Here is a 23,351-nt window from a genome sequence, read left to right as displayed (position 1 = left end):
GCTCAGACCTCGGCTTCGGCGTCGGATCCGGCGACGCTGACGCGGATCTTGGACTGGCCGTGGCCGAGCGCCTCCCAGTCGTCCATGAAGCGCGCGGACAGCCCGTGTCCCGCGGCGAGGTCGACGAGGGTCTGGGTGCGGTAGTAGAAGTCCTCGCGCAGCACCTGGTGTTCGGTGCCGGTGGTGCGGTCGAAGGTGAAGTCGAAGTGGCCCCCGGGTGCCAGGACGCGTCCCACGTGGGCGAAGCACTCGTCGATGACGTCGATCGGCGAGTGCGAGAAGACGCTGTGGGCGTGGACGACGTCGAAGTAGCCGTCGGGCAGGAAATCCAGCGTCAGGTTCCTGGTCAGGGTCAGGTGCGGGACCTTGGCCTGCAGTCCCCGCTCGGTCAGGGTCCGCTTCGCGGCGATGAGGATGTCGGGCGAGATGTCGATGCCGTAGTAGTGGCCGGCGTCGAGGTAGTCGATGAACCGCCAGCCGGCGCGGAGGTTGCCGCAGCCGATGTCCAGCATGCGCGCACCGGGCGCGAGGCCGTGTCCGAGGAGGTAGTCGAACTGCATCTGCCCGAGGGCGAGCCAGCGTTCGTGGGTCTGGCTGCCGACCGCCGCCTCGGGGTTGCGGCGGGTGTCCGATGCCATCACGGCCCGGTAGTAGCTGACGTGGTCGGGGTGCTTGAAGGCCAGCCACCGGTCGCGGGCGGCCCGCTTCAGGTAGGGGGCGATGCGGTGCGGGCGGCTGGCGGCGTAGCGGACCTTGTGGACGAGGGATTCCCGGTTCGCGGTGAGGTTCTTCCTGGTGGCCATGGGCACTCCGTCTCCGTCGCAACGTGAATCCCCGACGGCAGGCAGGAGCGACTGCCACCGGGAAGGATCTTCAGGCCCCACCATACGTCGGTGACCGACATATATAAACCACTGGACTATCCAGGGAAGCGAACGGCGCGGCACGGCGTACGCGCGCGCAGTTCAGAAGAATGGGCGTTTAGGGCGATATCGCCTCAGACTGCCACGTGCTGCGCCAGGGGTCCACGCAACGCGCCCAGGGCCGGACGCCCCGTCAGCCAGGCGTCCGGCGGCATGACGAGACGGCGGCCCCACGTCGGGTCACACGGCAGGAGCGGGCCGTTCCCCGAGCAGCCGGGTGCGGAACAGGTCGAGGACGGTGTCGAGCGCCTGCCGGGTGGGCTGTCCCGGTTCGTCGATGAGGTGTTCCGTCAGGACGGAGTGCGGGGCGAGGGCGCTGGCCGGATTCGCCGCGCCGGCATCCAGCTCGACGGCCACGAACGCGTCGCCTAGTTCGCGCCGGAGGTGCGCGAACCGGTCGCCGGGGACGAGCCGGTCGCCCCGGAAGCGCAGCCCCAGCACCTGGAGCCCCTCGCGCTCGCAGCGCCCGCGTACGACCGCGAGGTCCTCGGGGCTGATGTCGATGGCACCCGCGCGGCTCGCGGTGCAGGCCAGCGGGAGCGAGGGCTGGGACAGCACCGGGGCGACGAGACGCTCGTCCGTGGCCATGGCCAGGGCGAATCCGCCGGTCAGGCACATCCCGACGGCGCCGACCCCGGGTCCGCCGCAGCGCTCGTGCTCGGCCGCGGCCAGGGCGCGCAGCCACCGCACGACGCGCGAGCTGCGTCCCGTGGCCAGCAGGGTGAACTCGCGGCTCACGCAGACCTGCCACAGCGACGAGGCCATGTAGCGGCCGGCACTCGGCCAGCCGACCGCACCGGGATCCGCGTCGCGGCCGGGTTCACCGAAGAGCACCGGGAGCACGGCCGTGCAGCCGGACGCCGCGACGTGCTCGGCGAACTCGATGACCTTCGGGGTGATGCCCGGTATCTCCGCCATGACGATCACCGCGGGGCCCGTGCCCCGGCGCAGGATCCGGCGGGTGGTGCCGTCATGGGTGAAGGTGCTCTTCTCGAACCCGCTCAGGTCGTGGTCAGCCATGCGCCCCGCTCCTTCCGACCGCTCTCGCCTGGACGACATCAAGCTACCGAGAAGCAGAGCGTCGCGGTCAAGCCGTCGCGCCGTGTTCTGCCGTGGCCGCGGCAGGCGGGACGAGCGGCGCGGTGGCCCGCCGCGGGGTCCGGCACCGGACCGGCCTCTATGCTGCGGGAATGATCAAGCCGATTGAACTCGTGATATTCGACTGCGACGGCGTCCTCGTGGACACCGAGCCCCTCGCGGTACCCATCCAGGTCGCGCTGGGCGCGGAGCTGGGCTGGCCGCTCACCGAGGACGAGGTCATGCACCGCTTCATCGGGCGCTCCAGCGCCTCCATAGGCGAGGACATCGCCCTGCGAGTCGGCGACGAGACGGCCGGCCTCTGGCAGGAGCTGTTCGAACAGCGTCACCGCGAGGCGGTGGACGCGGGGTTGTCCGCCGTCGAGGGACTGCCCGAGGCACTCGGCGCGATCACCCTGCCGACCTGCGTCGCCTCCAGCGGCTCGCACGAGAAGATGCGCCACACCCTCGGCCGCACCGGCCTCTACGAGCACTTCGAGGGCCGCATCTTCAGCGCCACCGAGGTCAGCCGCGGCAAGCCGGCCCCGGACCTGTTCCTGTACGCGGCCCGGCGGATGGGTGTCGACCCGGCCGCGTGCGTGGTGGTCGAGGACAGCCGTCCGGGTGTCGAGGCCGCCCGCGCCGCCGGTATGCGGGCCTTCGGCTACGCGGGGGGACTGACTCCGGCCGAACGGCTCGAAGGCACCGGCACCGTCGTCTTCCACGACATGGGCGAACTGCCCGGCCTCATCGCCGCCGGGTGACCCGCGAGGGGCCGGGTCCGGGGCCGGGGGTCAGAACTGCGCGTCGCGGGCGAGGGCCTTCATGACAGCCTGGGTCTTCATCTCGCCGAACGGCGGCGGGGTGATGTCGCGTTCCCGCAGCGCCTGTTCGAGCCGCGTCTGGACCTCGGCGGCGTCGCCGACGTCCGACCGCGCCGAGACCTCCAGGAAGCGCAGGCCGTTGCCGGTGCGCCATTCCTCGATCGCCACGGTGCCCGGCACCTCGTCCCAGTCCTGCTTCCACTTGACCGCGCGCACGGGGCCGAGCGCCGTCAGGCCGGCGAGATCGGCCCCGGTCAGCCCGGCCGCCTCCAGGAGTTCCCGCTGCCGCTCGACGAGCAGCAGCCCGGTGGGACCGCTCTCGGCCTCCAGCGAGGCGGACAGCACCGGTGTGAACGCGGGCCCGGTCCGGTCCTCCTCGACCCTGAACTCCCAGTCCTCGCCCTCCCGGTCCTCCCTCCAGGACGCCGGCAGCACCGGACAGGGACGCAGTTTGACGGTCAGGTCGGCGTCCTGCTCGGACGCGTGCCCCTCGTCGTCCCGGCGCAGGCGCAGGATGACCCCCCGTTCGAGCAGGGGCAGGGTCACCTCGCCGCCCGCCGCCCGCTGCGGGCTGTCCCAGAAATGGATCGCGCGGCGGCGCCCGTCGTCCCGGTCGAGCTCCAGGGCGTCGAAGGCGGCCTTCGCGTCCGTCCCGCCGAAGCTGATCTTGATTTCCGCGGCCGTGGCCGTCGGGAACTCTGCCATGGTGCCGTTATCGCACGCGGCGCGGCGGCCCGCATCTCGCGCGGGCGCACCCGGAAGACCGGACGGGCCCGCCGCACCCTGGGTGCGGCGGGCCCGTCCTTCACGGTGCTAGGCGGTCGGCGACAGCATGGTGTCCTCCGGGCGGTGTGCCGGGTCGCGGTTGCTGCCGGCGACGATCAGGGCGAGCAGGACCGCGGCCGCCTCGCTCTGCAGGATCCGGGCGGCCTGCTTCAGCCGGCCGGGGTCCGGAACCGGGATGGACAGGGCCACGCATTCCGCGTTCGGCCCCGCGGTGATCGGGACCGCCGCGCACACCGTGCCGATCGCGTACTCCTGCAGGTCCAGGAGCGGAGCGTTCGGCGGGCGGTGGTCGAGCTGGTGGAAGAGGTCCTGCTGGCTGGTGAGGGTGTGGGGGGTGAAGCGGGTGAGCCGGTGCCGGGCCAGGTGGTCCTTCCTGTCGTCGTAGTCGAGCTGGGTCAGCAGCGCCTTGCCCACCGCCGAGGCATGGGCGGCGACCCGGAAGTCGACCCATTCCTCGACCACGGGTGCGGCCGGACCGTCGGCGTACTGGGTGATGGAGACCTCGCCGTCGGTGTAGCGGGCGACGTAGACGGCGGCGCCTACGGCGTCCCGCAGCCAGGAAAGGGTCTCCCACAGGTGCCCGCGGCCCTCGCCGTTCGCCGCTTCGGCCGGCAGGAGGGTGCTGCCGGCGACGTACGCGTCCGGTCCGATCGGGGTGGCGAGGTTCGCCCGGAGGAGCTGTTCCATGGCCCGGGCGAGGACCAGTTGCGGCAGTGCCGTCTCCCGGGCGATCTGGGTCAGGTTCACGCCTCCCGAGTAGCGGTTGACGACTTCCAGGACGCGCAGTGCCTGGTGGACGGATTCCAGTGGGGCGGGGGCCGGCCTGCCTTCGGGGGTCTTCCGGGCGGCATGGACCAGCTGCGGCTGTTTCAGGGCGTCGAGGGCCCAGGCGCTCGCCTGGGCCGTCAGGTGGAGGGGGTTGAGCCGGGCGTTCTGCGCGACGGCGACCGCCACCTGCGGGCCGGGGGTGACGATCTCCCCCAGGTCGGGGTGTTCCTTGCGGGGGCGGGCCAGCAGCGCCTGGCGCAGTCGTACGGGAAGTCGGCACGGGGGCCGGCCGGCCCGGCCGGCTCCGGTGGTCAGGGCGGTGAGGTCCTGGGTGGTGATGGGCGGGGTGGTCCAGATGACGGAGGCGCCGAGGGCCCCTTCGAGGTGGTCCGGGAGCTGCGGCAGGGGCGGCAGGTGTTCTTCCGGGGACAGGGTCGTGGCCTGGCGCTTCCAGTGGCGGGCGGTCGCGACCTCGGCTCGGGCGAGGTGGAGCAGGTAGAGGCAGTGGGCGGCGGTCTGCGAGCCCGCCCCGGCCGCGTACTGGAACCAGAACTGCGCGCCCTCCATCCGGTCGGCCAGGTGGAGCAGGCAGCCGAACAGCAGGGCCGAGTCCACGCCGTGGGGCCAGGAGTCGGCGTCGAGGGCGAGTTCGGCGAAGGCGCGGCTCTCCACGAGGCACCAGGTGAGGTCGTCCAGACCCCGGGCGGCGCGCACGTGACAGGCGGCGTCCAGGACGAGTTCGTCGGCTGCTGCTGCGGAAGAGGACGCGGATACGGATACGGCGTACCCCCGCGGCGGCGGGGGCGCGGTGCACGGGGGGCCGGTCATGCCGGTCATGCCGGTCGCCGAGCGGGCACGGTCGGCGACGATCCGGCGGGCGATCCGACGGCGGGCCGCGCCCTCGTCGTATCCGGCGTATTCCTCCGCGAGTACCGTCGCGTCCGCGAGGGCCGCGTCCAGTTCGCACAGCGGCATGTCGCGGTGGCGTGGCATGTCGCTCACTAGTCCTTCTCCTCTCCGGGGATCCAGTCCACCCCGAGCTTGCGGGACAGGGTTCGGCGTGCGCCGCGGATGTGCGAGCGGACCGTCGCGGGGGTGATCCCCATCATCCGGGCGACCGTGTCGGAGTCGTTGCCCAGGAGGAACGCCAGCAGCACCACGTCGTACTGCCGCTCGGACAGGCCGGCGATCGCGGCGTACAGCCCGAGCTTCGACTCCAGCAGTTCCAGCCGCTCTCTGGAGGAGCGGCGGAGCGCTGCGAACCAGGCCGTCTCCACCATCGCCACCTGCCGGCCCAGAGCCGCCAGCCGCCGTTCGACGTGCTCGCGCAGCACGGCCCACGCGAAGCCGTGGAGGCTCGCCTCCTTCAGGGCCTGGCGCCACACCTTCAGCAGGAAGGTGAACACGTCGTCGACGACTTCCTCGGCGTCCTTGGGATTTCCCAGCTGCAGGTGGGCGTAGCGCAGATAGGCGCGGTGCTGCTGCGAGTGGAAAGCGGTGAAGTCCACCGGCAGTACGCCGGCCAGTTCGCTGGAGACCGCCTGGTCCCCCGATGGATCGAATTCGCCTTCGCTCATACGCTCCCCCACAGCTGTTCGTCGCCGCGCACCGGGGTGGCGGGGACCTCATGGTGGCGGGCGCGGGGAGCGGCACGGCGACGGCCGGTGGTTGGTCCGCCTGTTCCTGTCCGTACCCCCGCGCCCGGCAGGCGCATCGGCGCCCTGAACACATCGATGACGCGATAACGGGCGGTGGTGACTAACAGCGCGAGGGCGGCCGTCTCGGCAACATTCACTTCGGCGCGGAACCTTTCGAGTGGATCATGAGCGATCGGCGTGCCTGCCCCCGAACCGGCAGCCGTGGAGCACCAGGCGCTCCCATTCACCACCCCATCGGAAAGCGAGCCCGATCGTGCAAGCCGGTCCGTGGAAATCTTCCGAAGTGAGCGCATCCGCTTCCTTGCGCGCCCCGGTCCGCCCGCGCGCGCCCCGGCGTGCCTGCCGAGCGCCGCCCCCGCCGGCACGCGCCCGAGCGGGTCCGCTCCGCTTCCCGTCACACGATCGGATGTCGTTGCGGCCCCATACCGGTGGGATACGTCCCGACTCCCCCCTCCTCGGTGCCCGATGCCTGCATGGTGGGTCCAGATCCCGGCGCCCCGGCCCCTCCGCCCCGCGCGCCCGTCGCGTAGGAAGGGGCCGTACAGATGGCGTTCGCGAGGACCGTGCTGCCCGCCGTGCTCTGTCTGGCGCTGAGCGGTGTGCCCGCCGCGCACCCGCACACCGCGGCCGCCGTGCCCTACGACGGCCAGGCCGCGCATGAGAGCGCGCTGTTCGGCGTGAAGGCCACGGACCACGCGGCGGCCCAGGAGTTCACGGTGGACGGCTCCCGGCTCTCCCGGGTGAGTGTCTGGCTGGGCAGCGGGGCCGCGACGGGCACCGTGACGGCGCAGGTCCGCCGGGACCGCGCGGACGCGGAGTCGGTGATCGCCTCGTCGACCCTGGACCTCGCGGCACTCGGCGGCGCCGGCGCCGGCTGGGTCGAGTTCCCGCTGAGCGCCGCCGTCACCCCCGGCACCCCGTACCACCTGTTCCTCCAGGCGAGCACCACGGAGAGCGGCCCGATCGCCTGGTACGGCACCACGCGGCCGGTGCCCGGCTCGCTGACCAGCTGGAACTACGACAGGCCGTACTGGGGTGGCTGGCACGCCTACGGTTCCCGGCTCGCCTTCCACGTCAATCCCGCCGGCGGCGAGCGCTGCGGGGAGACCGAGCCCTGCTACGTACCGGCCTCGGCGCTCGCCGCCCGTACCTCGGGCCTGCTGGGCAACCGGGTCGCCACCGAGGCCGTCCTGCCCTCCTTCGCCGTGGGCGCCTCCTACCTCGAGGGCGGCAACGTGCTGCGCCTGCCCTCCGGCCGGTGGCGGTACCTGCCCGACGGGGCCTCGGCGTCGGTGGTGGTCGAGGCGGACGACCCGGACGCCCTGGCACAGGTCGAGGAGAGCCGCGCGTGGCTGGCGGCGGGCACGGTGCCCGGTGCCACCGCCGCGCAGCGGGCCGCGTCGCAGCGCGCCCTGCTGTCGATGCGGGCGCTGCTGAAACCCAACGGGGCCTTCGCGGCGGCCTGGGCGCCGCCGTGGGAGTACTCCTGGCCCCGCGACGGGGCGTTCGCGGCGGTCGCCTTCGCCGCCACCGGGCACGACGAGGAGGCGTACCGGATCCTCGGCTACGACGCGCTCACCCAGCGGGCCGACGGGACCTGGGAGGCCCGTACCGAGCTGGACGGCAGCGGGCCGCCGGACGCACGGAAGTGGCAGCTGGACGGCAACGGCTGGGTGCCCTGGGCCACGTGGCAGTGGTACCGGGCGGCGCCGCCCGGCGGGCGGGACGAACGGCTGCGCGCGCTCTACCCGATGGTGCGCAAGGCGGCCGACTACGCCGCCCGCTCCCTGGGGCCGGACGGGCTGCCTCCGGCGTCCCCGGACTACTGGGAGCTGGACACGGCGACGGCCAACATCGGTACCGCCGCTCCCCTGCTGGCCGGGCTGAACGCCGCGGCCGACCTGGCCGCACGGCTGGGCACGGTCGCGGACGCGGAGCGCTGGGGGGAGGCGGCCCGGCGGCTGTCCGCCGCGATCGCCACCTCCTTCGCCCCGCTCGGGTACCAGCGGACCGTCGACGGCAGGCACGGCCGGGACAGCGCGGTGGCGTTCATGGCGCCCCCGTTCAACGACGCCCCGGCCGGTCTCGGCGAGGCGCTGGACTCCACCTACCGGGCGCTGCTGCTGCCGAACGGCGGGGTCTCGCCCGGCAACGACCCGTCCTTCAGCTGGGGTTCGTACGCGTGGACGGCCAGCACCTCCTTCTTCGCCCTCGCCTGGGCCGGTACGGGTGAGCCGGCGAAGGCCGGCGCGGTGCTGGACTGGGTGCTGTCCAAGCGGAACGGGCTCGGCGAGCTCCCCGAGACGGTGAACGGGGCCGGGCTGCCGTCCGCGGTGGCGCCTCTGGGCTGGACGGACTCGCTGGTCGTGCTGACGGCGTCGGCCCTCGGGGGTTCCGGGCGGCCCACGCCGCCGATGGCGCGGTCTTCCGCGGAGTGACGGGCCCTGCGAGGGTCACGGCAGTGGTGTGCATCGACAGGAGGCGGTTATGCGCGGCGGAACGATCGCGGTGGTCGGCGGGAGCATCGCGGGCTGTGCCGTCGCCACGGCGGCGGCGCGGGCGGGCGCGGGTGAGGTGGTGGTACTGGAGCGCACGCGCGGGCGGCTGCAGGACCGTGGCGTCGGCCTGTGCATCCACGACGATCGGGCCGCCGAGCTCGGCGCGAGCGGCACGCTGCCCCGGGGGATCGCGGCGCACCCGCTGGAGCGGCGCCGCTGGGTGGTGCGCGACGATGCGCACGGGGCGGGCGGCCGGGTGATCTGGGAGCAGCCGTTCCCCTTCCACTCCTACCACTGGGGCCTGCTCTGGCAGGGCCTTCGGGAGTCCGTGCCGGACGGGGTGGTCTACCGGCAGGGGGAGGCGGTGACGGGGGTCGAGGAGACCGGGGACGCGGGCGCCGACGTGCGGCTCGCGGGAGGCTCCGTCGAACGGTACAACCTGGTGGTCGGTGCCGACGGGTACCGGTCGGTGGTGCGCGCGGCACTCTGCCCGGACTCCCGGCCGCAGTACGCCGGATACGTGTGCTGGCGCGGCAACTTCGACGCGGAGCTGCTCGCGGGCCTGGGCAGCGTCGCGGACTCGGCGCCGGAGGCGGGGACCACGGTCTGCTTCCCGGGCGGTTCCTGCGTCGTCTACCGCATTCCCGGGCCGAAGGGGCCGCGGGTGAACTGGGTGCTCTACGCCGCTCCGCCGCGGGACGGGCAGCTGCGCCTCGACGATCCGACGAGCTTTCCGCCCGGCGGTCTCACGCCCGGGCTGGCCGGGCATCTGGCGGAGTTGCTCGACCGGGAGTTCCCGCCGTACTGGGGGCGGGCGCTCGCGCTGACGGACCCGGCGGACACCTTCGTACAGCCGATCTACGACATGGAGACGGCACGCACCGCCGCCGGCCGGCTGCTGCTCGCGGGGGACGCGGCGAGCGTCGTGCGCCCGCACAACACGAGCGGTGCCGCCAAGGCGCTGCAGGACGCCACCGCCCTCGCCGACGGCTGGCGGCGCTGCGGGTCCTTCGAAGAGCTGCTGCGCGGCTACGAGGAGACCCGCGGCGCCGCCGGACGGGAACTGGTCGCACTGGCCCGGCGGCTGGGCCGCGCCCAGGTCGAGCGGACCCCGGCCTGGGCGGCCATGGACGGCGGGGAGATGGCGGCCTGGTGGCGGGGCCAGCTCGGCGGGGCCCCCGGTATCGGGGGCCGGGCCATGACCCCGTGACTACCGGTTCCTGGTGGTGTTGCTGGTGATCGTGCCGTCCGTACCGGAGACGGTGACCGCGTGCCGGACCCCGTCGGAGCCGATGACCACGGCCAGCCAGGCGCTGCCGCCGCCCTCCTGGGCGACCGCGCGCAGACCCGCCACCTTCCCGCCCGGTACGGCCGCGGCGGCCTTCTCGGCCGCCTCGCCGATGGCCAGGGAGGGAATGGGTGCGGGCGCCGGAGCTTCCTTGGCGAAGCCTCCGTGCCCTTCGGCGCCTCCCGGGCGGCCGGGCTCGCCGGGGGCCTTGGGGCCCGCGGGGCGGCCGGGCCCGGCCTGCCCCCGTTCCTGCCCCGGTCCGGCGGCGTGCGGGCCGCCCCGGAGGCCGCCCTCGGGCCCCGGTCCGGCCCACGCCATGTGCGGACCCCGCTCGACGCGCATGTGGTGGTCGTGGTGTCCGGCCACAGCCACCGCCGCCGCTCCTCCGACGACCACCACGGCGACCGCGCCCGCCGCCGCCACCCAGCGGGTGCGCTTGCCGCGGGGGACGAGGCGGCCCAGGGCCGCGGACTTCCGGGCCTCGGCCTCGGGGGCGGCCACCGGGGCGGACAGGGGGGCGGTCTCGGCCTGCTCGGACGGCGGGACAGAATCAGACATACAGGCACTCCTCAGGACAACCGGGCGCGGTGCGCGGCTCGTTCCAGAGCATGCTGAGCGGAACCTGAAGCCCCGCTGAAGCCACCTGAAGACCTCTTCAGCCAACGCCGGGGCGGTCCTGAGATCCTGTCCGGCATGCGCGTACTGGTGGTGGAGGACGAACGGCGGCTCGCCGTGGCCCTGCAGCGAGGGCTGCAGTCGGAGGGGTTCTCGGTGGATGTGGCCACCGACGGGACCCAGGGTCTGTGGATGGCCACGGAGCACGACTACGACCTCATCGTGCTGGACATCATGCTGCCCGGGCTGAACGGGTACCGGGTGTGCGCGAAGCTGCGCGCGGCGGGCAACGAGTCGGGGATCCTGATGCTCACGGCGAAGGACGGCGAGTACGACGAAGCCGAGGCGCTCGACACCGGCGCCGACGACTTCCTGTCGAAGCCGTTCTCCTACCTCGTCCTGGTCGCCCGGCTGCGGGCGCTCGGCCGGCGTACGGGCCGTCGGCGGCCCCAGGTGATGCGCTTCGGGGACCTGCTGCTCGACCCCGCCCGGCACTCCTGCTCCCGGGGCGGCACGGAGATCCGGCTGACGGCGCGGGAGTTCGCGGTCCTGGAGTACCTGGCCCGGCGGTGCGGCGAGGTGGTGCCCAAGCGGGACATCCTGGAGCAGGTGTGGGACAGCGCCTTCGACGGCGATCCCAATGTGGTCGAGGTCCACGTCAGCGCCGTCCGGCGCAAGATCGACGCGCCGTTCGGCCGCACCGCGGTGGAGACCGTGCGGGGAGCGGGCTACCGGCTGGCGGCCGACGGTGGCTGAGGCGGTGCGTCCGGTCCCGCGCGAGCGCGTGCGCGCCGCCCTGCGCGCGGTTCCGGGCGCGGTCCTGCGCCGGTGGCCGGTGCTGCGGCGGCTGTGGCCCACGACCGTGCGGGCGCGGGCCACCGTGGGCGCGAGCGTGGTGGTGGCCGCGGCGCTGGCACTCGCCTCGTTCGCCCTGCTCGGGCTGCTGGAGGCGAACCTGCTCCGCAACGCGGAGAACGACGCCCGGCGGCAGGCCGAGACGGTCGCGCAGCTCGCCGCCACCGGGAAGCTGGGGCGCGTACGCCCGCCGGCCCGCGGCATCGACTTCGTCCAGGTGGTGGGCGCCGACGGACGCGTCCTGTTCGCCAGCCCGAACCTGGCCGGTGCGCCCGCCTTCCCGGCGCCCGGTCCCGGCGCTCCGGGAACCCGGCTCCACACGTGGCGGGTCCGCCCGCTGGACGGCGAGTACCGGCAGCGAGTCGTCCAGGTCGTCACGCAGACCCCGGACGGCATGGCCACGGTCTATGCCGGCGCCTCCCTGCGGGACGCGGACGCGGCTGACGACACGACCACCGCCGCCCTCGTCATCGGCATGCCCCTGCTGCTGGCCACGGTCGCGCTCGTCACCTGGCGGGTCACCGGCCACGCGCTGCGGCCGGTGGAGGAGATCCGGGCCGAGGTCGCCGAGATCTCGGCCCGTGGTCTGCACCGCCGGGTGCCGGTGCCGGCGACCGACGACGAGGTCGCCCGGCTGGCCGAGACCATGAACGCGACCCTGGACCGGCTGGAGGCCTCCGGGATCCGCCAGCAGCAGTTCATCGCCGACGCCTCGCACGAACTGCGCAGCCCGATCACCGTCCTGCGCACCCAGCTCGAGGTGGCCCTGGCCGTCCAGGACCCGGAGCTGTGGCCCGAGCTGATCTCCGGGGCCCTGGAGGACATCGAACGGCTCCAGCACCTGACGGCCGACCTGCTGCTGCTCGCCCGCATCGACGCGGCCCAGCCGGTGGCCGCCGCCCCGCTGGACCTGACGGCACTGGTGCGCGAGGTGGTGGAGGGCCGGCTCGGCGACCGCGTTCCCGTAGGGCTGCGGCTGGAACCCGGTGTCGAGGTCAGCGCCGGCGCGATGTGGCTCGGGCGTATCGTCACCAACCTCGTCGACAACGCGCAGCGCTACGCCGACGGGCGCGTGGACGTCACCCTGCGCACCACGAACGGTGCGCGGCCGGGCACCGCGGTGCTGGAGGTGACCGACGACGGGCCCGGCATCCCGGCGGCCGACCGGGAGCGGGTCTTCGAGCGCTTCACGCGCCTCGACGACTCGCGCAGCCGCGACCACGGCGGGGCCGGACTGGGTCTCGCCATCGCCCGCGACCTGAGCACCCGCCACGGCGGGACGCTCACGGCCGAGGGCCGCCCCGGCGGTGGCTCCGGTGGCGCGCGGCTGGTGCTGCGGCTGCCGACGACGGGCCGGTGCTGACGGGGCGGGTGAAGCGGAGCGGCCGTCCGCCTGCCCCACTGCGGCGGAAGGCGCCGGGAAAACCCGGTGCCCCGGCATGACGCGATCACTAGACTCGTCGTGCGCGCCGCCGACAGGGCGCCGCGCGCCTCATGCCGAGTGAAGAGAAGGGGAGCCGCGCCATGTGCACGTACCGCACCGCCGCGTTCGCTCCCCCGTCCCGGTACGACGTGATCCCGGTGTCTCGCGGCGCCCGGTGCCGGCTGCGCGGCCGTCACCGTATGCCCGTGACCCGCTTCTAGGGTTCCGGCGCCTTCCTTCCCCCTGCGGCCGTAGGTCCGCGAGCCCGTACGACCGCCTGCCCGGGCTTCCGCGGCCGCGGCCGCCGGGCGGGGGTGACGGGTGCCGGATTGCGGGAATCGCGCCGCCCTCTTCCTCCGCACATCCGAAAGGCCTTGGGCCATGCGCGCCGACAGGCAGCCCCTCACCACCTCTTCCCCCACCGCCGTCCGCAACCTGGGCATCCTCGCCCACGTCGACGCCGGCAAGACCACCGTCACCGAACGCATCCTCTTCGCGACCGGTGCCATCCACAAGCGCGGCGAGGTCCATCACGGCACCACCGTGACCGACTTCGACGCCCAGGAACGCGATCGCGGCATCACCATCTTCGCCGCGGCCGTGAGCTGCGCCTGGAGCGGTCATCGCGTCAACCTGATCGACACCCCGGGCCACGTGGACTTCTCCGACGAGGTCGAGCGTTCCCTGCGGGTGCTGGACGGGGCCGTCGCGGTGTTCGACGCCGTCGCCGGCGTCGAGCCGCAGAGCGAGACGGTGTGGCGGCAGGCCGACCGGCACGGTGTACCGCGGATCGCGTTCGTCAACAAGCTGGACCGGGCGGGCGCCGACCTCGACACGGCGGTCGCGTCGATCCGCGAGCGCCTGGGGGTCGTTCCGCTGGTGGTACAGCTGCCCATCGGGGCGGAGGACTCGTTCTCCGGCGTCGTCGACCTGCTGGGGATGCGCTCCGTGCACTGGCGGACGGGCTCCGACGGCTACCAGGTGGGCCCGGTCCCCGAGCCGCTGCGCGAGGAGGCGGCCCGCCGCCGCCGGCTCCTGGAGGAGACGGTCGCGGAGCTGCACGCCGACGCCCTGGAGGAGTTCTGCTCGGCCTCGGCCCTGACGGAGCGCACCCTGGCGCGCGCCCTGCGGGAGCTGACGCTGCGCGGGGACGGTGTCGTGGTGCTGTGCGGATCCGCGTACCGCAACCGCGGGATCGAGCCGCTGCTGGACGCGGTCCTCGCGTACCTGCCGTCGCCCGCCGACATGCCTCCGGTACGGGGGCTCGTGACGGACGGCGTGGAGCAGGAACGCGCCCCCGACCCGGCGCAGCCGTTCACCGCGCTCGCCTTCAAGGTGACGGCCACGGCGACCGGGCGGCTCACGTACCTGCGGGTCTACGCGGGCACCCTGCGCAAGGGCGCGACGGTACTGGACGCGGCCACGGGCCGCACGGAGCGGGTCGGCCGGATCCTGCGGGTCCAGGCGGACCGGCACGAGGAACGGGAGGAGGCCGTGGCCGGTGACATCGTCGCGGTGATCGGGCTGAAGGCCGCCCGGGCGGGCACGACCCTGTGCGCGCCGGGCGCGCCGCTGGTCCTCGAACCGCCTTCGGTGGCCGAGCCGGTGGTGTCGGTCGCGGTCGAGGCCCGCCGCAACAGCGACACGGGCCGGCTCTCGGCGGCGCTCGCGCGGCTCGCCGAGGAGGACCCGTCGCTGGTGGTGCGGTCCGACGCGGAAAGCGGTCAGACCGTGCTGTCGGGGATGGGCGAGCTGCACCTGGAGGTCGCGGTGGAGAAGATCCGCAGCGGCCACGGGGTGGAGGTCGTCGTCGGCCGCCCGCAGATCTCCTACCGGGAGACAGTCGTGCGCGGGGTCGGCGGGCTCGTCCACCGGCATGTCAAACAGGACGGTGGTGCGGGCCAGTTCGCGCACGTCGTCCTCGATGTCGAGCCGCTGGAGGAGCCGTGCTTCGAGTTCCGGTCGACGGTCGTCGGCGGACGCGTACCGCAGGAGTACGCGCGCGCCGTGGAGGCGGGCTGCCGGGACGCGCTCTCCGAGGGGCCGCTCGGCGGGTTCCCGGTGACGGGGCTGCGCGTCACCCTCACCGACGGGGCGACCCACTCGAAGGACTCCTCGGAGATGGCGTTCCGGGCGGCGGGCCGGTTCGGGCTGCGCGAGGCCCTGCGCCTGAGCACGATGGAGCTCCTGGAACCGCTCGTCGAGGTCACGGTGACGCTTCCGGAGGAGGGTGTCGGGGGCGTGCTGGGTGATCTCGCGGCCCGCCGCGGCCGGGTCTCCGCCTCCACGGCCGAGGCCGGGACCGCGGTGATCACGGCGGCCGTGCCACTGGCCGAGCTGTTCGGCTACGCGTCCCGGCTGCGCGGCCGGACGCAGGGCCGGGGCACCTTCACCACCCGGCCGGCCGGTCTCGCACCGGTGCCGGCCTCGGTCGCGGCGGCCCTGCCGGCCCGGTGACCGCCGGGTGAACGCCCGCTGCCCGCCCGCCCCGTCCCCGCCGTGCCGGGGGCGGGGCGGGCGCGCCCCCGATCGGCAGGACATCCCCTAGGCTGCGGGATTCGGCGGTACTCGCGGAGAGACGAACGGGCAGACAAGGTGAACATGTTCGAGCCGGTGCAGGAAAATCCCTACCCCGACAGCCACGTCCTCGGCGAGGGCCCTGATCCGCACCCGCAGCTGCGGCCCGTACTGCACCTGCTGGGGCGCTGGCACGGCCGGGGGCAGGGCCAGTACCCGACCCTGGAGCAGGACTTCCGCTACGAGCAGGAGATCACCTTCAGCCACGACGGCCGCCCTTTCCTGCGCTACGAGGCACGCGCGTGGCTGATCGACGGGTCCGGGGCACCTGTGCGGCCGGCGGGGCGCGAGACCGGGTGGTGGCGGGTGACTCCCGACGCCGCGCTGGAGGTCGTGCTCGCCCACCCCACGGGCATCGTGGAGACGTACGTCGGGCGGGTGTCCGGTACGGAGATCGAGATCGAGACCAAGGACGTGGCGCTGACCCCGCTGGCGAAGGAGGTCACCGGCACGCGGCGGCACTACACGGTCGAGAACGGCGAGATGACGGTCGTCCACGACATGGCCGCCGTGGGACAGCCCCTGCAGCACCACCTCACGACGCGCCTGCGGCAGCGCCCGTCCTGAGAGCGGCCCCCGGGAAATCACCCGGGTGCCCGGCACGGGCTGCGGGCGGCCGGGCCCGCACCGCCGGATAGTCGGTGGCAGGCCGTACCGGAGGCTGTGGGCGTGAGGAGTGGAGTGACCGTGGTCGATGTGGAACGACGCTCGGCCCTGGCGGGTCTGGCGTGGGCCGGGTGCACCGGATTCGCGGGGCTCGCCGGGTTCACGTCCTCCTCGGCCGCCGCGGCGGCGGCCGGGCCCGGGCGCACGGCCCGGGCCGCCGCCGGTCCCCGTCCGCCGGCCTCGCTGCTGGGCGACGAGATCCGCCGGCTGCCGACCTCCCGCAAGGTCCTGGCCCTCACCTTCAACGCCGCCTGGGACGTCGACGGGATCGACGCGGTGCTGGCCGAACTGCGCCGGCGAAGGCTGCCCGCCACCTTCTTCCCGACCGGCGAGTTCGCCGAGGCCCGGCCGGCTGCGGTGCGCTCCATCGCCGACGCGGGGCACGGCCTCGGCAACCACTCGTACAGCCACCCCTCCTTCGACGACCTCGGCACCGCCGAGCGGACGCGGGAGGTGCGCGCCGCCGACGAGGCCATCCGGGCGGCGTCCGGGGTCGAGCCCCTGCCGTTCTTCCGTTTCCCCTACAGCTCCACCAGCCCGGAGACCGTCGCCGACGTCAACGAACTGGGCTACGCGGCGATCGAGTTCAGCGCCGACACCAACGGCTACCTGGGGCCGAAGGGCGGCATGACCGTGGGGAAGGCCGTCGAACGGGCCGTGGACGCCTTCGCTCCGGGCGCGATCATCCAGATGCACGTCGGCAGCAACGGCGCCGGCGTCGTCCTCGACGCCGAGGCCCTTCCCCTGATCGCCGACGCCGCGCTGGCCGACGGCTACGAGGTCATCGACCTGCGCCAGTTCCTCGTCCCCGCGGCGGAGGCCCGCTGAGGCGCTCCGTCTGACCTCCGGTCCACCCGACGCGCCCACCGCCCGACCCCGTATCGTCTCCCTGTCGATCACGGGGAGAGGACATTCATGCAGGTCGGAACGAGACGCGGTTTCCTGGTCGCGGCGGCGGCCATCACCGCCTCGGCGTCGGTCGCCGGCTGCCGCAGCAGGGGCGACGCGAGTCACGGGAGCGACGACCCGCTCGACGTCCCGTCGAGCGCGAACCTGCCCGCGGCCCGGGAATCCCTGGCCGCCGACGGCACCACCATCGTGCTCGGTGACCCGGGCGCTCCTCTCGCCGTCCGGCTGTACGAGGACATGAGCTGCCCGGCCTGCGCGGAGTTCGAGACGGAGGGCACCGCCCCGTACCTGAAGCGCGCGGCCCGCAGCGGGGCGCTGCAGCTGCAGTTCACGCTGGGGTCCTTCCTCGGCCCGGGGTCGAAGTTCGCGGCGAACGCCCTGCGCGCCGCCGTGGACCGGAACCGGTTCGCCGACTACCACGATCTGCTGTACCGCGAGCAGAGCCGGGTGCGGAAGGCGGGGGGCTTCACCCGGGACCGGCTGCTCGGGCTGGCCATCATGATTCCGGGCCTGCGCGGCCCGGAGTTCGACGCTGCCGTGCTGGAGACGAAGCACCGGGAGTTCGTCGAGGCCGCCGACGAGGTGCTCCGCAAGTCGCCCGTTGCGGGAACTCCGGCCATGGCGATCGACGGAGTACTCGTCCCGCCGGAGAGGCGCGAGCTCTTCAGCGAACGCAGCCGCCTCTACCGGCATCTGAAGAAGGCGGCCCGGGCCAAGGAGTAGGGCCTGTGAGGTGATCCGGCTCACACCGTGTCACAACCCGCAGGGCTGCGGTGTCTTGATGTCGAACCGAACGAGAAGGAGAGACACCATGACTCAGCACACCGACGTGGTCGTGATCGGCGGCGGCTACGCAGGCGTTATGACGGCCAACCGCCTGACGCGGCGGGACGGCGTGACGGTGACCCTGATCAACCCGCGCGCGACGTTCGTCGAGCGGATCCGCCTGCACCAGCTGGCGGCCGGGACCGACGACGCGGTCGTCGAGTACCGGGAGGTCCTGGCCGAGGGCGTCCGGCTGGTCGTGGACACCGTGACGCGGATCAACGCCCCGGAGCGCACGGTGACCTTGGGGGCCGGCGCCCCGATCGGCTACGACTACCTGGTCTACGCGGTGGGCAGCGGCAGCGCCGACCTGCGCGTGCCGGGGGCCGCCGAGTTCGCCTACCCGATCACCACCCTGGAGGAGGCGCAGCGGCTGCGGCCGGTGCTCGACGCCGCCCCGCGCACGGCGGCGGTGACCGTGGTCGGGGCCGGTCCGACCGGCATCGAGGCCGCCGCCGAGCTCGCGGAGCGGGGTCGGCGCGTGACCCTGGTCTGCGGTGGCGTGCTCGGCCCCTACCTCCACGCGCGCGGCCGCCGCTCGGTCGCCGGGCGGCTGGCCCGGCTCGGGGTGACCGTGCTCGACGGCCCCGGAACGAGGGTGACGGCGGTGACCCGCGACGCGGTGGAGCTCGGCGACGGCCGCACGGTGCCGAGCGAGGTGACCGTCTGGACCGCCGGCTTCGGCGTGCCGGACCTGGCCGTGCGCAGCGGGCTGACCACGGACGCCCTGGGCCGCCTGCTCACGGACGAGACGCTCACCAGCGTGGACGACGAACGCGTCGTCGCGGCGGGCGACTCGGCGGCCCCGTCGGACGTGCCGCTGCGGATGAGCTGCCAGGCCGCGATGCCCCTGGGCGCGCGGGCGGCCGACACGGTGCTCAGCCGGATCGACGGGGAGCGGCCCTCGACGCTCAACCAGGTGTTCGCCGGTCAGTGCATCAGCCTGGGCCGACGCGCCGGGATCTTCCAGTTCGCCCACAGGAACGACGTGGCGCTGTGGTTCCACATCGCGGGCCGCCCCGGGGCGAAGCTCAAGGAACTCGTGTGCAAGGGCACCGTCAAGCACCTGGCCGACGAGGCGCGCGAGCCCGGTTCGTACGGCCTGCACCGCGTCTCGGGAGGGGACCAGCGCGGACAGCGGCTGCGCGCCGAGCGCGACGGGGCGGCGGCCACCGTCGGCCGGACGGCCTGATGAACGACCGGGCGGCGGATACGTCCGCCGCCAGGAACGGCGCCGGCCTCCCCGGCACCGTGGTCAACGGCGATCCGGCACTCGCCCTGCACCTGGACGGCGAGTTGGACGGCGTCACGGCGATCCGCCTGGAGGACCCCCGCATGACGGGCATCTCCCGCGTCCGCAACCCGCGGAAGCCGGTCCGGGTCGCATCGGAGACTTCCCCGACCCTGCGATGAGGCCGCGGCGCGGCGCCCGCCGCACGAGCCACCTCACAGGTCGTGACCGAGGGAATTCAGCAGGTAGTAATTAGGTGAATTCCTGACTGAATTCCCGTCAACAAGCCTCCGGTTCATATCTCGATTTGATAACAACCCGTCCGGGAAGGACTGGACCATTAGGGTGCGACGCGCGTAACTCGCTTGTTTTTGGCGCAAGTTGATTGTTCGTCAAATCAAGCCGACAGGTAACGGAATGATTTCTCGGGGCGCGCCCCCGTTTGTCCGAATTCTCCTCCGCATTCGTCTGGCAGGCTTCCGCGCACCCAGTCTTCCGACAACGATTTGAGGTGCCCATGACAGGACGTCGCAGACGGCCTGCCGCCGCCGACCACCGCCGCAAACCCCGGCGGTTGATACTCGTCACCGCCGCCACCGCAGCGGCGGGGCTGATAGCCGCAGGCATCGCCTACTCCGGAATCGGCGACGGCGCCCAGGCGGCGGCGCCCGTGGTGGAGGCCGCCGCCGAGGCGCCGGCCGCCGCACCGGCCCGTGACCAGGAACCGGAGCCGATCGCCGCCGCGCCCGCGAACGAGACCGCGAGCGGCATGATCTACGACGGCCTCCAGGCCGCGCCGAAGGGCGACCGGTGCGTGGGTGTCTACCGCACCGACACCGGGCTGTGCACCCACGGCCCCGACGCCCCGCCCAAGGGCGTCGACATCACGAAGGACATCGCGCCCGCCGTCAAGGAGACGGCGCCGGCGGCCGATCCGGCCCGCCCCGCAGCCGATGACCCGGCCAGCAAGGAAGGCGGCGGGCGTCCTCAGGACGCGCCCGCGGCCGACGCGTCGACGGCCACCAAGGCCTCCGCACCCGAACCCGCGGCCGCGGCCGGCAGCCAGAACGTCGCCGCCGGCCCCGCCGGCCAGACCGTCCAGTGCGACGGCGACGGCAGCACCGGCAACCGCGTGCAGGTCGTCTACGTCCACGCACCGGGCAAGGACCGCTACTCCGAGTACGTCGCCTCGTTCCGCAAGTGGGCGGCCGACGCCGACCTGATCTACTCGACGAGCGCCAAGGAGACCGGCGGGATCCGTCACATCCGCTATGTGACGGCCGCCGACTGCACCCCCACCGTGCTCAACATCGAGCTCCCGGCCTCGGCTCTGGCCGAGTTCAGCGCGACCAACAACGCGCTCGCCGGCAAGGGCCTCGACCGTCGCGACCGCAAGTACATGATCTTCGCCGACACCCAGGTCTACTGCGGCATCGGCACCTTCGCGGGCGACGAGCGGCCCGGCCAGGCCAACCAGAGCAACTTCGGGCCCTCCTACGGACGTACCGACTCCGGCTGCTGGGGCGGTCACACCGCCGCGCACGAACTCGGCCACAACCTGGGCGCGGTCAACAACAGCGCCCCGAACACCAGCCGTGGCGCGCACTGCACGGACGAGTACGACGTGATGTGCTACTCGGACACCCCGTACTACCCGCAGATGCGCAACATCTGCACCAACCAGGCGGCCGAGAACATCCTGGACTGCAACCACGACGACTACTTCCACACCAGTCCCAAGGCCGGAAGCTACCTGGCCACGCACTGGAACATCGCCGACAACCAGTTCCTGATGAAGAACCAGGGCGGCGGCGGCACGGACCCGGGTCCGAACCCGAACCCGACGCCCACCAAGAAGCCCACGCCGACGCCGACCAAGAAGCCCACCGGCGGCCCGACCGTGACGGCGGCGCAGATCCAGTCCAACTCGGTCGTGGTGAGCTGGCCCAAGGTCGACGGTGCCTCCTGGTACGCGGTGCAGCTGAACGGCAAGCACCTGACGTGGGTCCAGTCCCAGGTACTGCGCATCTACAACCTGCAGCCCGACACCGCCTACAAGGTCACCGTCTCGGTCCGCGACAGCGCCGGCCGTGACAGCGGCCCCGGCAAGGCCGCGTCCTTCCGTACGACCGGTGGCGGCGGCGGTGCCACCACCCCGGGCACCAAGTACGTGCTCGGCAACGGCAGCAGCGGCATGGCCGCCGAGCTGTGGGGCGGCCGCACGGCCGACGGCACCGTCCTCGTGGGCGGCCGCACCAACGGGTACGCCCAGCAGCAGTGGTACTTCGACGACGCGGGCAACGGCCAGGTGCGCATCAAGTCCGCGGCCTCCGGCAAGTGCCTCCAGCCGGGCGGCACCCCCGCCGCGGGCATGTGGGTCGCTCAGCAGCCCTGTGCCAACGGCGACAAGGCGCAGGCCTGGAAGCTGACCTCGCGCGGTGGCGCGGTGACCGTGACGGACGCGAGCGGCGGCTTCGCCCTCACCGTCAGCAACCGCCCCTACTACGGGTACTGGCTGCTCGACCTCCAGCGTGCGGACGGCCGCGCGACGCAGGCCTGGACCCTGCAGAAGTCCGGCTGATCACTGCCACGGCGCAGCATTTCCTGACGCCCTGACGGCGTGAATCCACCCCGGCGGACGGCCGCACCGAGCGGCCGTCCGCCGGCACCCCTCATCTTGACCGGAGCACCCCGACGATGCGCATACGAATCGTTTTCTCGGCCGCCCTGGCCGCACTCGGCCTCATGTTCCTGCTCCCCGTCGCGGCCCACGCCCACGGTGACACCGTGAAGGTGGTGGTGACCGGGCAACGGGAGGGTCATGTCACCGCCGACGTCACCTGGGAGAACGACGGGGACGCCATCGAGGAGGCCGTCGCCGCGACCGTGAACGCGGTCAGCGTCGACGGCTCCCGCACCATGGGGCCCTGGCGCCTGGTGCGCGATTCCGCCGCGGCACCCGCGGGCTGGACGACGGCCGAGGCGCTGCCGCCGGGTTCGTGGAAGGTCAGCGTCGACGTGGGCTTCCCGTCCCTGGGGCACGGCGAACTCGAAGTGGGCGTGCCCGTGGTGGACCCGGCTCCGGTCGCCCCGACCCCGGTCGCCTCCGCGGCGGCCCCCGTCCCGTCGGCCGCCGCTCCGGTGTCCTCGGCGGCCTCCGCCGCCTCGGCCCCGGCCGCTTCCTCGCCGCAGGCGGCGGAACCGGCCGCCGACGCCCAGGGGTACGCCGTCTGGTGGACCACGGCGGGTGTGGCGGTGACGGCCGTGGCCGGCGCGGCCGTGGGTCTCCTGCTCCGCCGCCGCCGGCGCGTGCGTCTCGACCGCCTCGGCTAGGGGGTCGTGCCAGGGGATGTCGTGCCGGGCGGTGTGGTGCCGGGGATTTCGTGACGGGCGCCCGGCCCTGATCCGCCGGACACCCCCTGGCGGCCCGCGGTCACCGCGGCCGTGACCGCCTCGGCGAAGCGCTCCAGCCCCTGCGGGTTGATGCGCAGGAACAGGTTCGGCTCGATGAGCTCCAGTTCCATGACCACGGGTTCCCTGGCCCCGTTCAACGTCAGGTCCACCCGGGCGAACAGCAGATCGCCCGGGGCGGGAACCGCTGCCAGCGCCGCCCGGGCCGTACGGAGCTCCGCCTCGGACGGCCGGTAGGGGGCGGCGCCGGGGTGCGGCACCCTGAAGTTGTCGATCAGCCCGGCCTCCGTCAGCAGCGCCTCCTTGCGGATCGCGTGGCTGAAGGTGCCGCCGAAGAAGATCAGCGCCCGCTCCCCCTCCTCCACCAGAGGCAGATACGGCTGGACGATCGCCGTGCGGCCCTGGTCCAGCAGCATCCGCACGTGCCGCTCGGCGTCCGCCGGGCGGCCGGGCTCGTAGCGCGCGGTGTCGCGTGCGCCCGAGGAGACGGCCGGCTTGACCACCACCCCGTGCGGCCCGTCGAAGTCCGCCGCCTCGAAGGTCCCGCCCGGTTCGACGGCCCGGGTCGGTACGACGGGGACCCCGCGCCCGGCGAGCTCCAGCAGATAGCGCTTGTCGCTGTTCCAGCGCACCAGCGGCGCCGGGTTCAACAGCCGCGTGACCTCGGCCGTCGCGTCCGCCCATGCCAGGAACTCGGCCAGTCGGTCCGCGTAGTCCCAGGTCGACCGGATGACCACGAGGTCGTAGCCGTCCCACCGCACGGTGTCCGCGTCCCAGGCCACCGCCTGCACGGACAGGCCCGCGGCGCGCAAGGCCGACAGGATCAGCGGGAGATCCGCGTCCTGGTCGGCGCCGCCCTCGCTCGTCACGACCGCGATCCTCGCCGTGCCCATACGGGTCTCCCGTCCTCGCTCCTCGGACCGCCGGGTGCGGTCGCCCCCGACGATCACTCTTCCACACGGGCCGTGGCGGGAACCCGGCCGCCTGATCATGCGTCGTACCCGGAGTGGAAGACGG

The 23,351-nt window shown here is 73.5% G+C and carries 20 protein-coding genes; 13 read left to right on the top strand and 7 right to left on the bottom strand.

The window, feature by feature from the left end:
- Positions 1–2: 2 nt before the first annotated feature.
- A complete protein-coding gene (locus tag Sspor_RS39100; RefSeq protein WP_202203356.1) occupies positions 3–803 on the bottom strand; it encodes a class I SAM-dependent methyltransferase in 801 nt (266 codons plus the stop codon).
- Between the two features lie 300 nt (positions 804–1,103).
- Positions 1,104–1,943, bottom strand: a complete 840-nt coding sequence (locus Sspor_RS39095) for a dienelactone hydrolase family protein (RefSeq protein ID WP_202203355.1) — start codon at positions 1,941–1,943, stop codon at positions 1,104–1,106.
- A gap of 170 nt (positions 1,944–2,113) precedes the next feature.
- On the opposite strand from Sspor_RS39095, the gene Sspor_RS39090 reads away from it, so the two are divergent.
- On the top strand, positions 2,114–2,764 hold the full coding sequence (locus tag Sspor_RS39090; RefSeq protein ID WP_202203354.1) for an HAD family hydrolase: 651 nt from the start codon (positions 2,114–2,116) through the stop codon (positions 2,762–2,764).
- Between the two features lie 30 nt (positions 2,765–2,794).
- On the opposite strand, the gene Sspor_RS39085 is transcribed toward Sspor_RS39090, so the two are convergent.
- From Sspor_RS39085 to Sspor_RS39075, 3 genes are all read right to left on the bottom strand, one after another.
- Positions 2,795–3,529, bottom strand: a complete 735-nt coding sequence (locus tag Sspor_RS39085) for a hypothetical protein (RefSeq protein WP_202203353.1) — start codon at positions 3,527–3,529, stop codon at positions 2,795–2,797.
- Between the two features lie 108 nt (positions 3,530–3,637).
- Positions 3,638–4,468, bottom strand: a complete 831-nt coding sequence (locus Sspor_RS39080; RefSeq protein ID WP_237404452.1) for an IclR family transcriptional regulator domain-containing protein — start codon at positions 4,466–4,468, stop codon at positions 3,638–3,640.
- A gap of 911 nt (positions 4,469–5,379) precedes the next feature.
- Positions 5,380–5,955, bottom strand: a complete 576-nt coding sequence (locus Sspor_RS39075) for an RNA polymerase sigma factor (RefSeq protein WP_237404233.1) — start codon at positions 5,953–5,955, stop codon at positions 5,380–5,382.
- Positions 5,956–6,581: 626 nt separating this feature from the next.
- Here Sspor_RS39075 and Sspor_RS39070 point away from each other — a divergent pair.
- Together Sspor_RS39070 and Sspor_RS39065 are read left to right on the top strand one after the other, a co-directional pair.
- The gene (locus tag Sspor_RS39070) at positions 6,582–8,474 is read left to right on the top strand and encodes a glycoside hydrolase family 15 protein (protein WP_202203351.1); all 1,893 of its coding nucleotides are present in this window, start codon (positions 6,582–6,584) and stop codon (positions 8,472–8,474) included.
- A gap of 49 nt (positions 8,475–8,523) precedes the next feature.
- Positions 8,524–9,744 (top strand): FAD-dependent monooxygenase, encoded by a 1,221-nt coding sequence (locus Sspor_RS39065; protein WP_202203350.1) that lies wholly within the window; start codon positions 8,524–8,526, stop codon positions 9,742–9,744.
- Here Sspor_RS39065 and Sspor_RS39060 read toward each other — a convergent pair whose 3' ends face one another.
- Positions 9,745–10,380, bottom strand: a complete 636-nt coding sequence (locus Sspor_RS39060) for a hypothetical protein (RefSeq protein ID WP_202203349.1) — start codon at positions 10,378–10,380, stop codon at positions 9,745–9,747.
- A 135-nt stretch (positions 10,381–10,515) separates the two neighbouring features.
- Between Sspor_RS39060 and Sspor_RS39055 the strand changes: the two genes are divergently transcribed.
- The 10 genes from Sspor_RS39055 to Sspor_RS39010 all read left to right on the top strand — a co-directional run bounded on the left by Sspor_RS39055 (position 10,516) and on the right by Sspor_RS39010 (position 22,256).
- Entirely contained in the window at positions 10,516–11,193 is a 678-nt protein-coding gene (locus Sspor_RS39055) for a response regulator transcription factor (protein ID WP_202203348.1), read from the top strand.
- Positions 11,194–11,275: 82 nt separating this feature from the next.
- Positions 11,276–12,655, top strand: coding sequence for a sensor histidine kinase (locus Sspor_RS39050; RefSeq protein ID WP_202204121.1), 1,380 nt, complete (start codon positions 11,276–11,278; stop codon positions 12,653–12,655).
- 441 nt (positions 12,656–13,096) lie between these two features.
- The gene (gene fusA, locus Sspor_RS39045) at positions 13,097–15,172 is read left to right on the top strand and encodes an elongation factor G (RefSeq protein WP_202203347.1); all 2,076 of its coding nucleotides are present in this window, start codon (positions 13,097–13,099) and stop codon (positions 15,170–15,172) included.
- A gap of 144 nt (positions 15,173–15,316) precedes the next feature.
- Positions 15,317–15,859, top strand: a complete 543-nt coding sequence (locus Sspor_RS39040) for a heme-binding beta-barrel domain-containing protein (protein WP_202203346.1) — start codon at positions 15,317–15,319, stop codon at positions 15,857–15,859.
- A 114-nt stretch (positions 15,860–15,973) separates the two neighbouring features.
- Positions 15,974–16,786, top strand: coding sequence for a polysaccharide deacetylase family protein (locus Sspor_RS39035; protein WP_237404231.1), 813 nt, complete (start codon positions 15,974–15,976; stop codon positions 16,784–16,786).
- An 87-nt stretch (positions 16,787–16,873) separates the two neighbouring features.
- Positions 16,874–17,590 carry a DsbA family protein gene (locus tag Sspor_RS39030; protein ID WP_202203345.1) on the top strand — a complete coding sequence of 239 codons (717 nt, stop codon included), beginning with the start codon at positions 16,874–16,876 and terminating at the stop codon, positions 17,588–17,590.
- Positions 17,591–17,678: 88 nt separating this feature from the next.
- A complete protein-coding gene (locus Sspor_RS39025; RefSeq protein ID WP_202203344.1) occupies positions 17,679–18,884 on the top strand; it encodes an NAD(P)/FAD-dependent oxidoreductase in 1,206 nt (401 codons plus the stop codon).
- Positions 18,884–19,105 (top strand): hypothetical protein, encoded by a 222-nt coding sequence (locus tag Sspor_RS39020; protein ID WP_202203343.1) that lies wholly within the window; start codon positions 18,884–18,886, stop codon positions 19,103–19,105. Before Sspor_RS39025 ends, Sspor_RS39020 begins: the two co-directional genes overlap by 1 nt.
- A gap of 335 nt (positions 19,106–19,440) precedes the next feature.
- Positions 19,441–21,504 carry an RICIN domain-containing protein gene (locus tag Sspor_RS39015; RefSeq protein WP_237404230.1) on the top strand — a complete coding sequence of 688 codons (2,064 nt, stop codon included), beginning with the start codon at positions 19,441–19,443 and terminating at the stop codon, positions 21,502–21,504.
- Between the two features lie 116 nt (positions 21,505–21,620).
- Complete coding sequence (locus Sspor_RS39010; protein ID WP_202203342.1) at positions 21,621–22,256, top strand: hypothetical protein; 636 nt, start codon at positions 21,621–21,623, stop codon at positions 22,254–22,256.
- Here the strand turns inward: Sspor_RS39010 and Sspor_RS39005 are convergent.
- On the bottom strand, positions 22,253–23,227 hold the full coding sequence (locus tag Sspor_RS39005; RefSeq protein WP_237404229.1) for an ATP-grasp domain-containing protein: 975 nt from the start codon (positions 23,225–23,227) through the stop codon (positions 22,253–22,255). The genes Sspor_RS39010 and Sspor_RS39005 overlap by 4 nt on opposite strands.
- Positions 23,228–23,351 lie beyond the last annotated feature (124 nt).

The organism is Streptomyces spororaveus (assembly GCF_016755875.1).
Lineage (GTDB): Bacteria > Actinomycetota > Actinomycetes > Streptomycetales > Streptomycetaceae > Streptomyces > Streptomyces spororaveus.
The sequence above is the reverse complement of the archived record's forward strand: the minus strand, read 5'-3'. Positions and strand labels throughout refer to the sequence as shown.

What these genes read in the sequence shown, in the direction of transcription:
- Sspor_RS39090 (WP_202203354.1), top strand. Translation starts at nt 2,114, where the DNA reads ATGATCAAGCCGATTGAACTCGTGATATTCGACTGCGACGGCGTCCTC.
- Sspor_RS39075 (WP_237404233.1), bottom strand. Translation starts at nt 5,955, where the DNA reads ATGAGCGAAGGCGAATTCGATCCATCGGGGGACCAGGCGGTCTCCAGC.
- Sspor_RS39055 (WP_202203348.1), top strand. Translation starts at nt 10,516, where the DNA reads ATGCGCGTACTGGTGGTGGAGGACGAACGGCGGCTCGCCGTGGCCCTG.
- Sspor_RS39020 (WP_202203343.1), top strand. Translation starts at nt 18,884, where the DNA reads ATGAACGACCGGGCGGCGGATACGTCCGCCGCCAGGAACGGCGCCGGC.
- Sspor_RS39085 (WP_202203353.1), bottom strand. Translation starts at nt 3,529, where the DNA reads ATGGCAGAGTTCCCGACGGCCACGGCCGCGGAAATCAAGATCAGCTTC.
- Sspor_RS39095 (WP_202203355.1), bottom strand. Translation starts at nt 1,943, where the DNA reads ATGGCTGACCACGACCTGAGCGGGTTCGAGAAGAGCACCTTCACCCAT.
- Sspor_RS39025 (WP_202203344.1), top strand. Translation starts at nt 17,679, where the DNA reads ATGACTCAGCACACCGACGTGGTCGTGATCGGCGGCGGCTACGCAGGC.
- Sspor_RS39005 (WP_237404229.1), bottom strand. Translation starts at nt 23,227, where the DNA reads ATGGGCACGGCGAGGATCGCGGTCGTGACGAGCGAGGGCGGCGCCGAC.
- Sspor_RS39030 (WP_202203345.1), top strand. Translation starts at nt 16,874, where the DNA reads ATGCAGGTCGGAACGAGACGCGGTTTCCTGGTCGCGGCGGCGGCCATC.
- Sspor_RS39010 (WP_202203342.1), top strand. Translation starts at nt 21,621, where the DNA reads ATGCGCATACGAATCGTTTTCTCGGCCGCCCTGGCCGCACTCGGCCTC.
- Sspor_RS39015 (WP_237404230.1), top strand. Translation starts at nt 19,441, where the DNA reads ATGACAGGACGTCGCAGACGGCCTGCCGCCGCCGACCACCGCCGCAAA.
- Sspor_RS39070 (WP_202203351.1), top strand. Translation starts at nt 6,582, where the DNA reads ATGGCGTTCGCGAGGACCGTGCTGCCCGCCGTGCTCTGTCTGGCGCTG.
- fusA (WP_202203347.1), top strand. Translation starts at nt 13,097, where the DNA reads ATGCGCGCCGACAGGCAGCCCCTCACCACCTCTTCCCCCACCGCCGTC.
- Sspor_RS39060 (WP_202203349.1), bottom strand. Translation starts at nt 10,380, where the DNA reads ATGTCTGATTCTGTCCCGCCGTCCGAGCAGGCCGAGACCGCCCCCCTG.
- Sspor_RS39100 (WP_202203356.1), bottom strand. Translation starts at nt 803, where the DNA reads ATGGCCACCAGGAAGAACCTCACCGCGAACCGGGAATCCCTCGTCCAC.
- Sspor_RS39040 (WP_202203346.1), top strand. Translation starts at nt 15,317, where the DNA reads ATGTTCGAGCCGGTGCAGGAAAATCCCTACCCCGACAGCCACGTCCTC.
- Sspor_RS39065 (WP_202203350.1), top strand. Translation starts at nt 8,524, where the DNA reads ATGCGCGGCGGAACGATCGCGGTGGTCGGCGGGAGCATCGCGGGCTGT.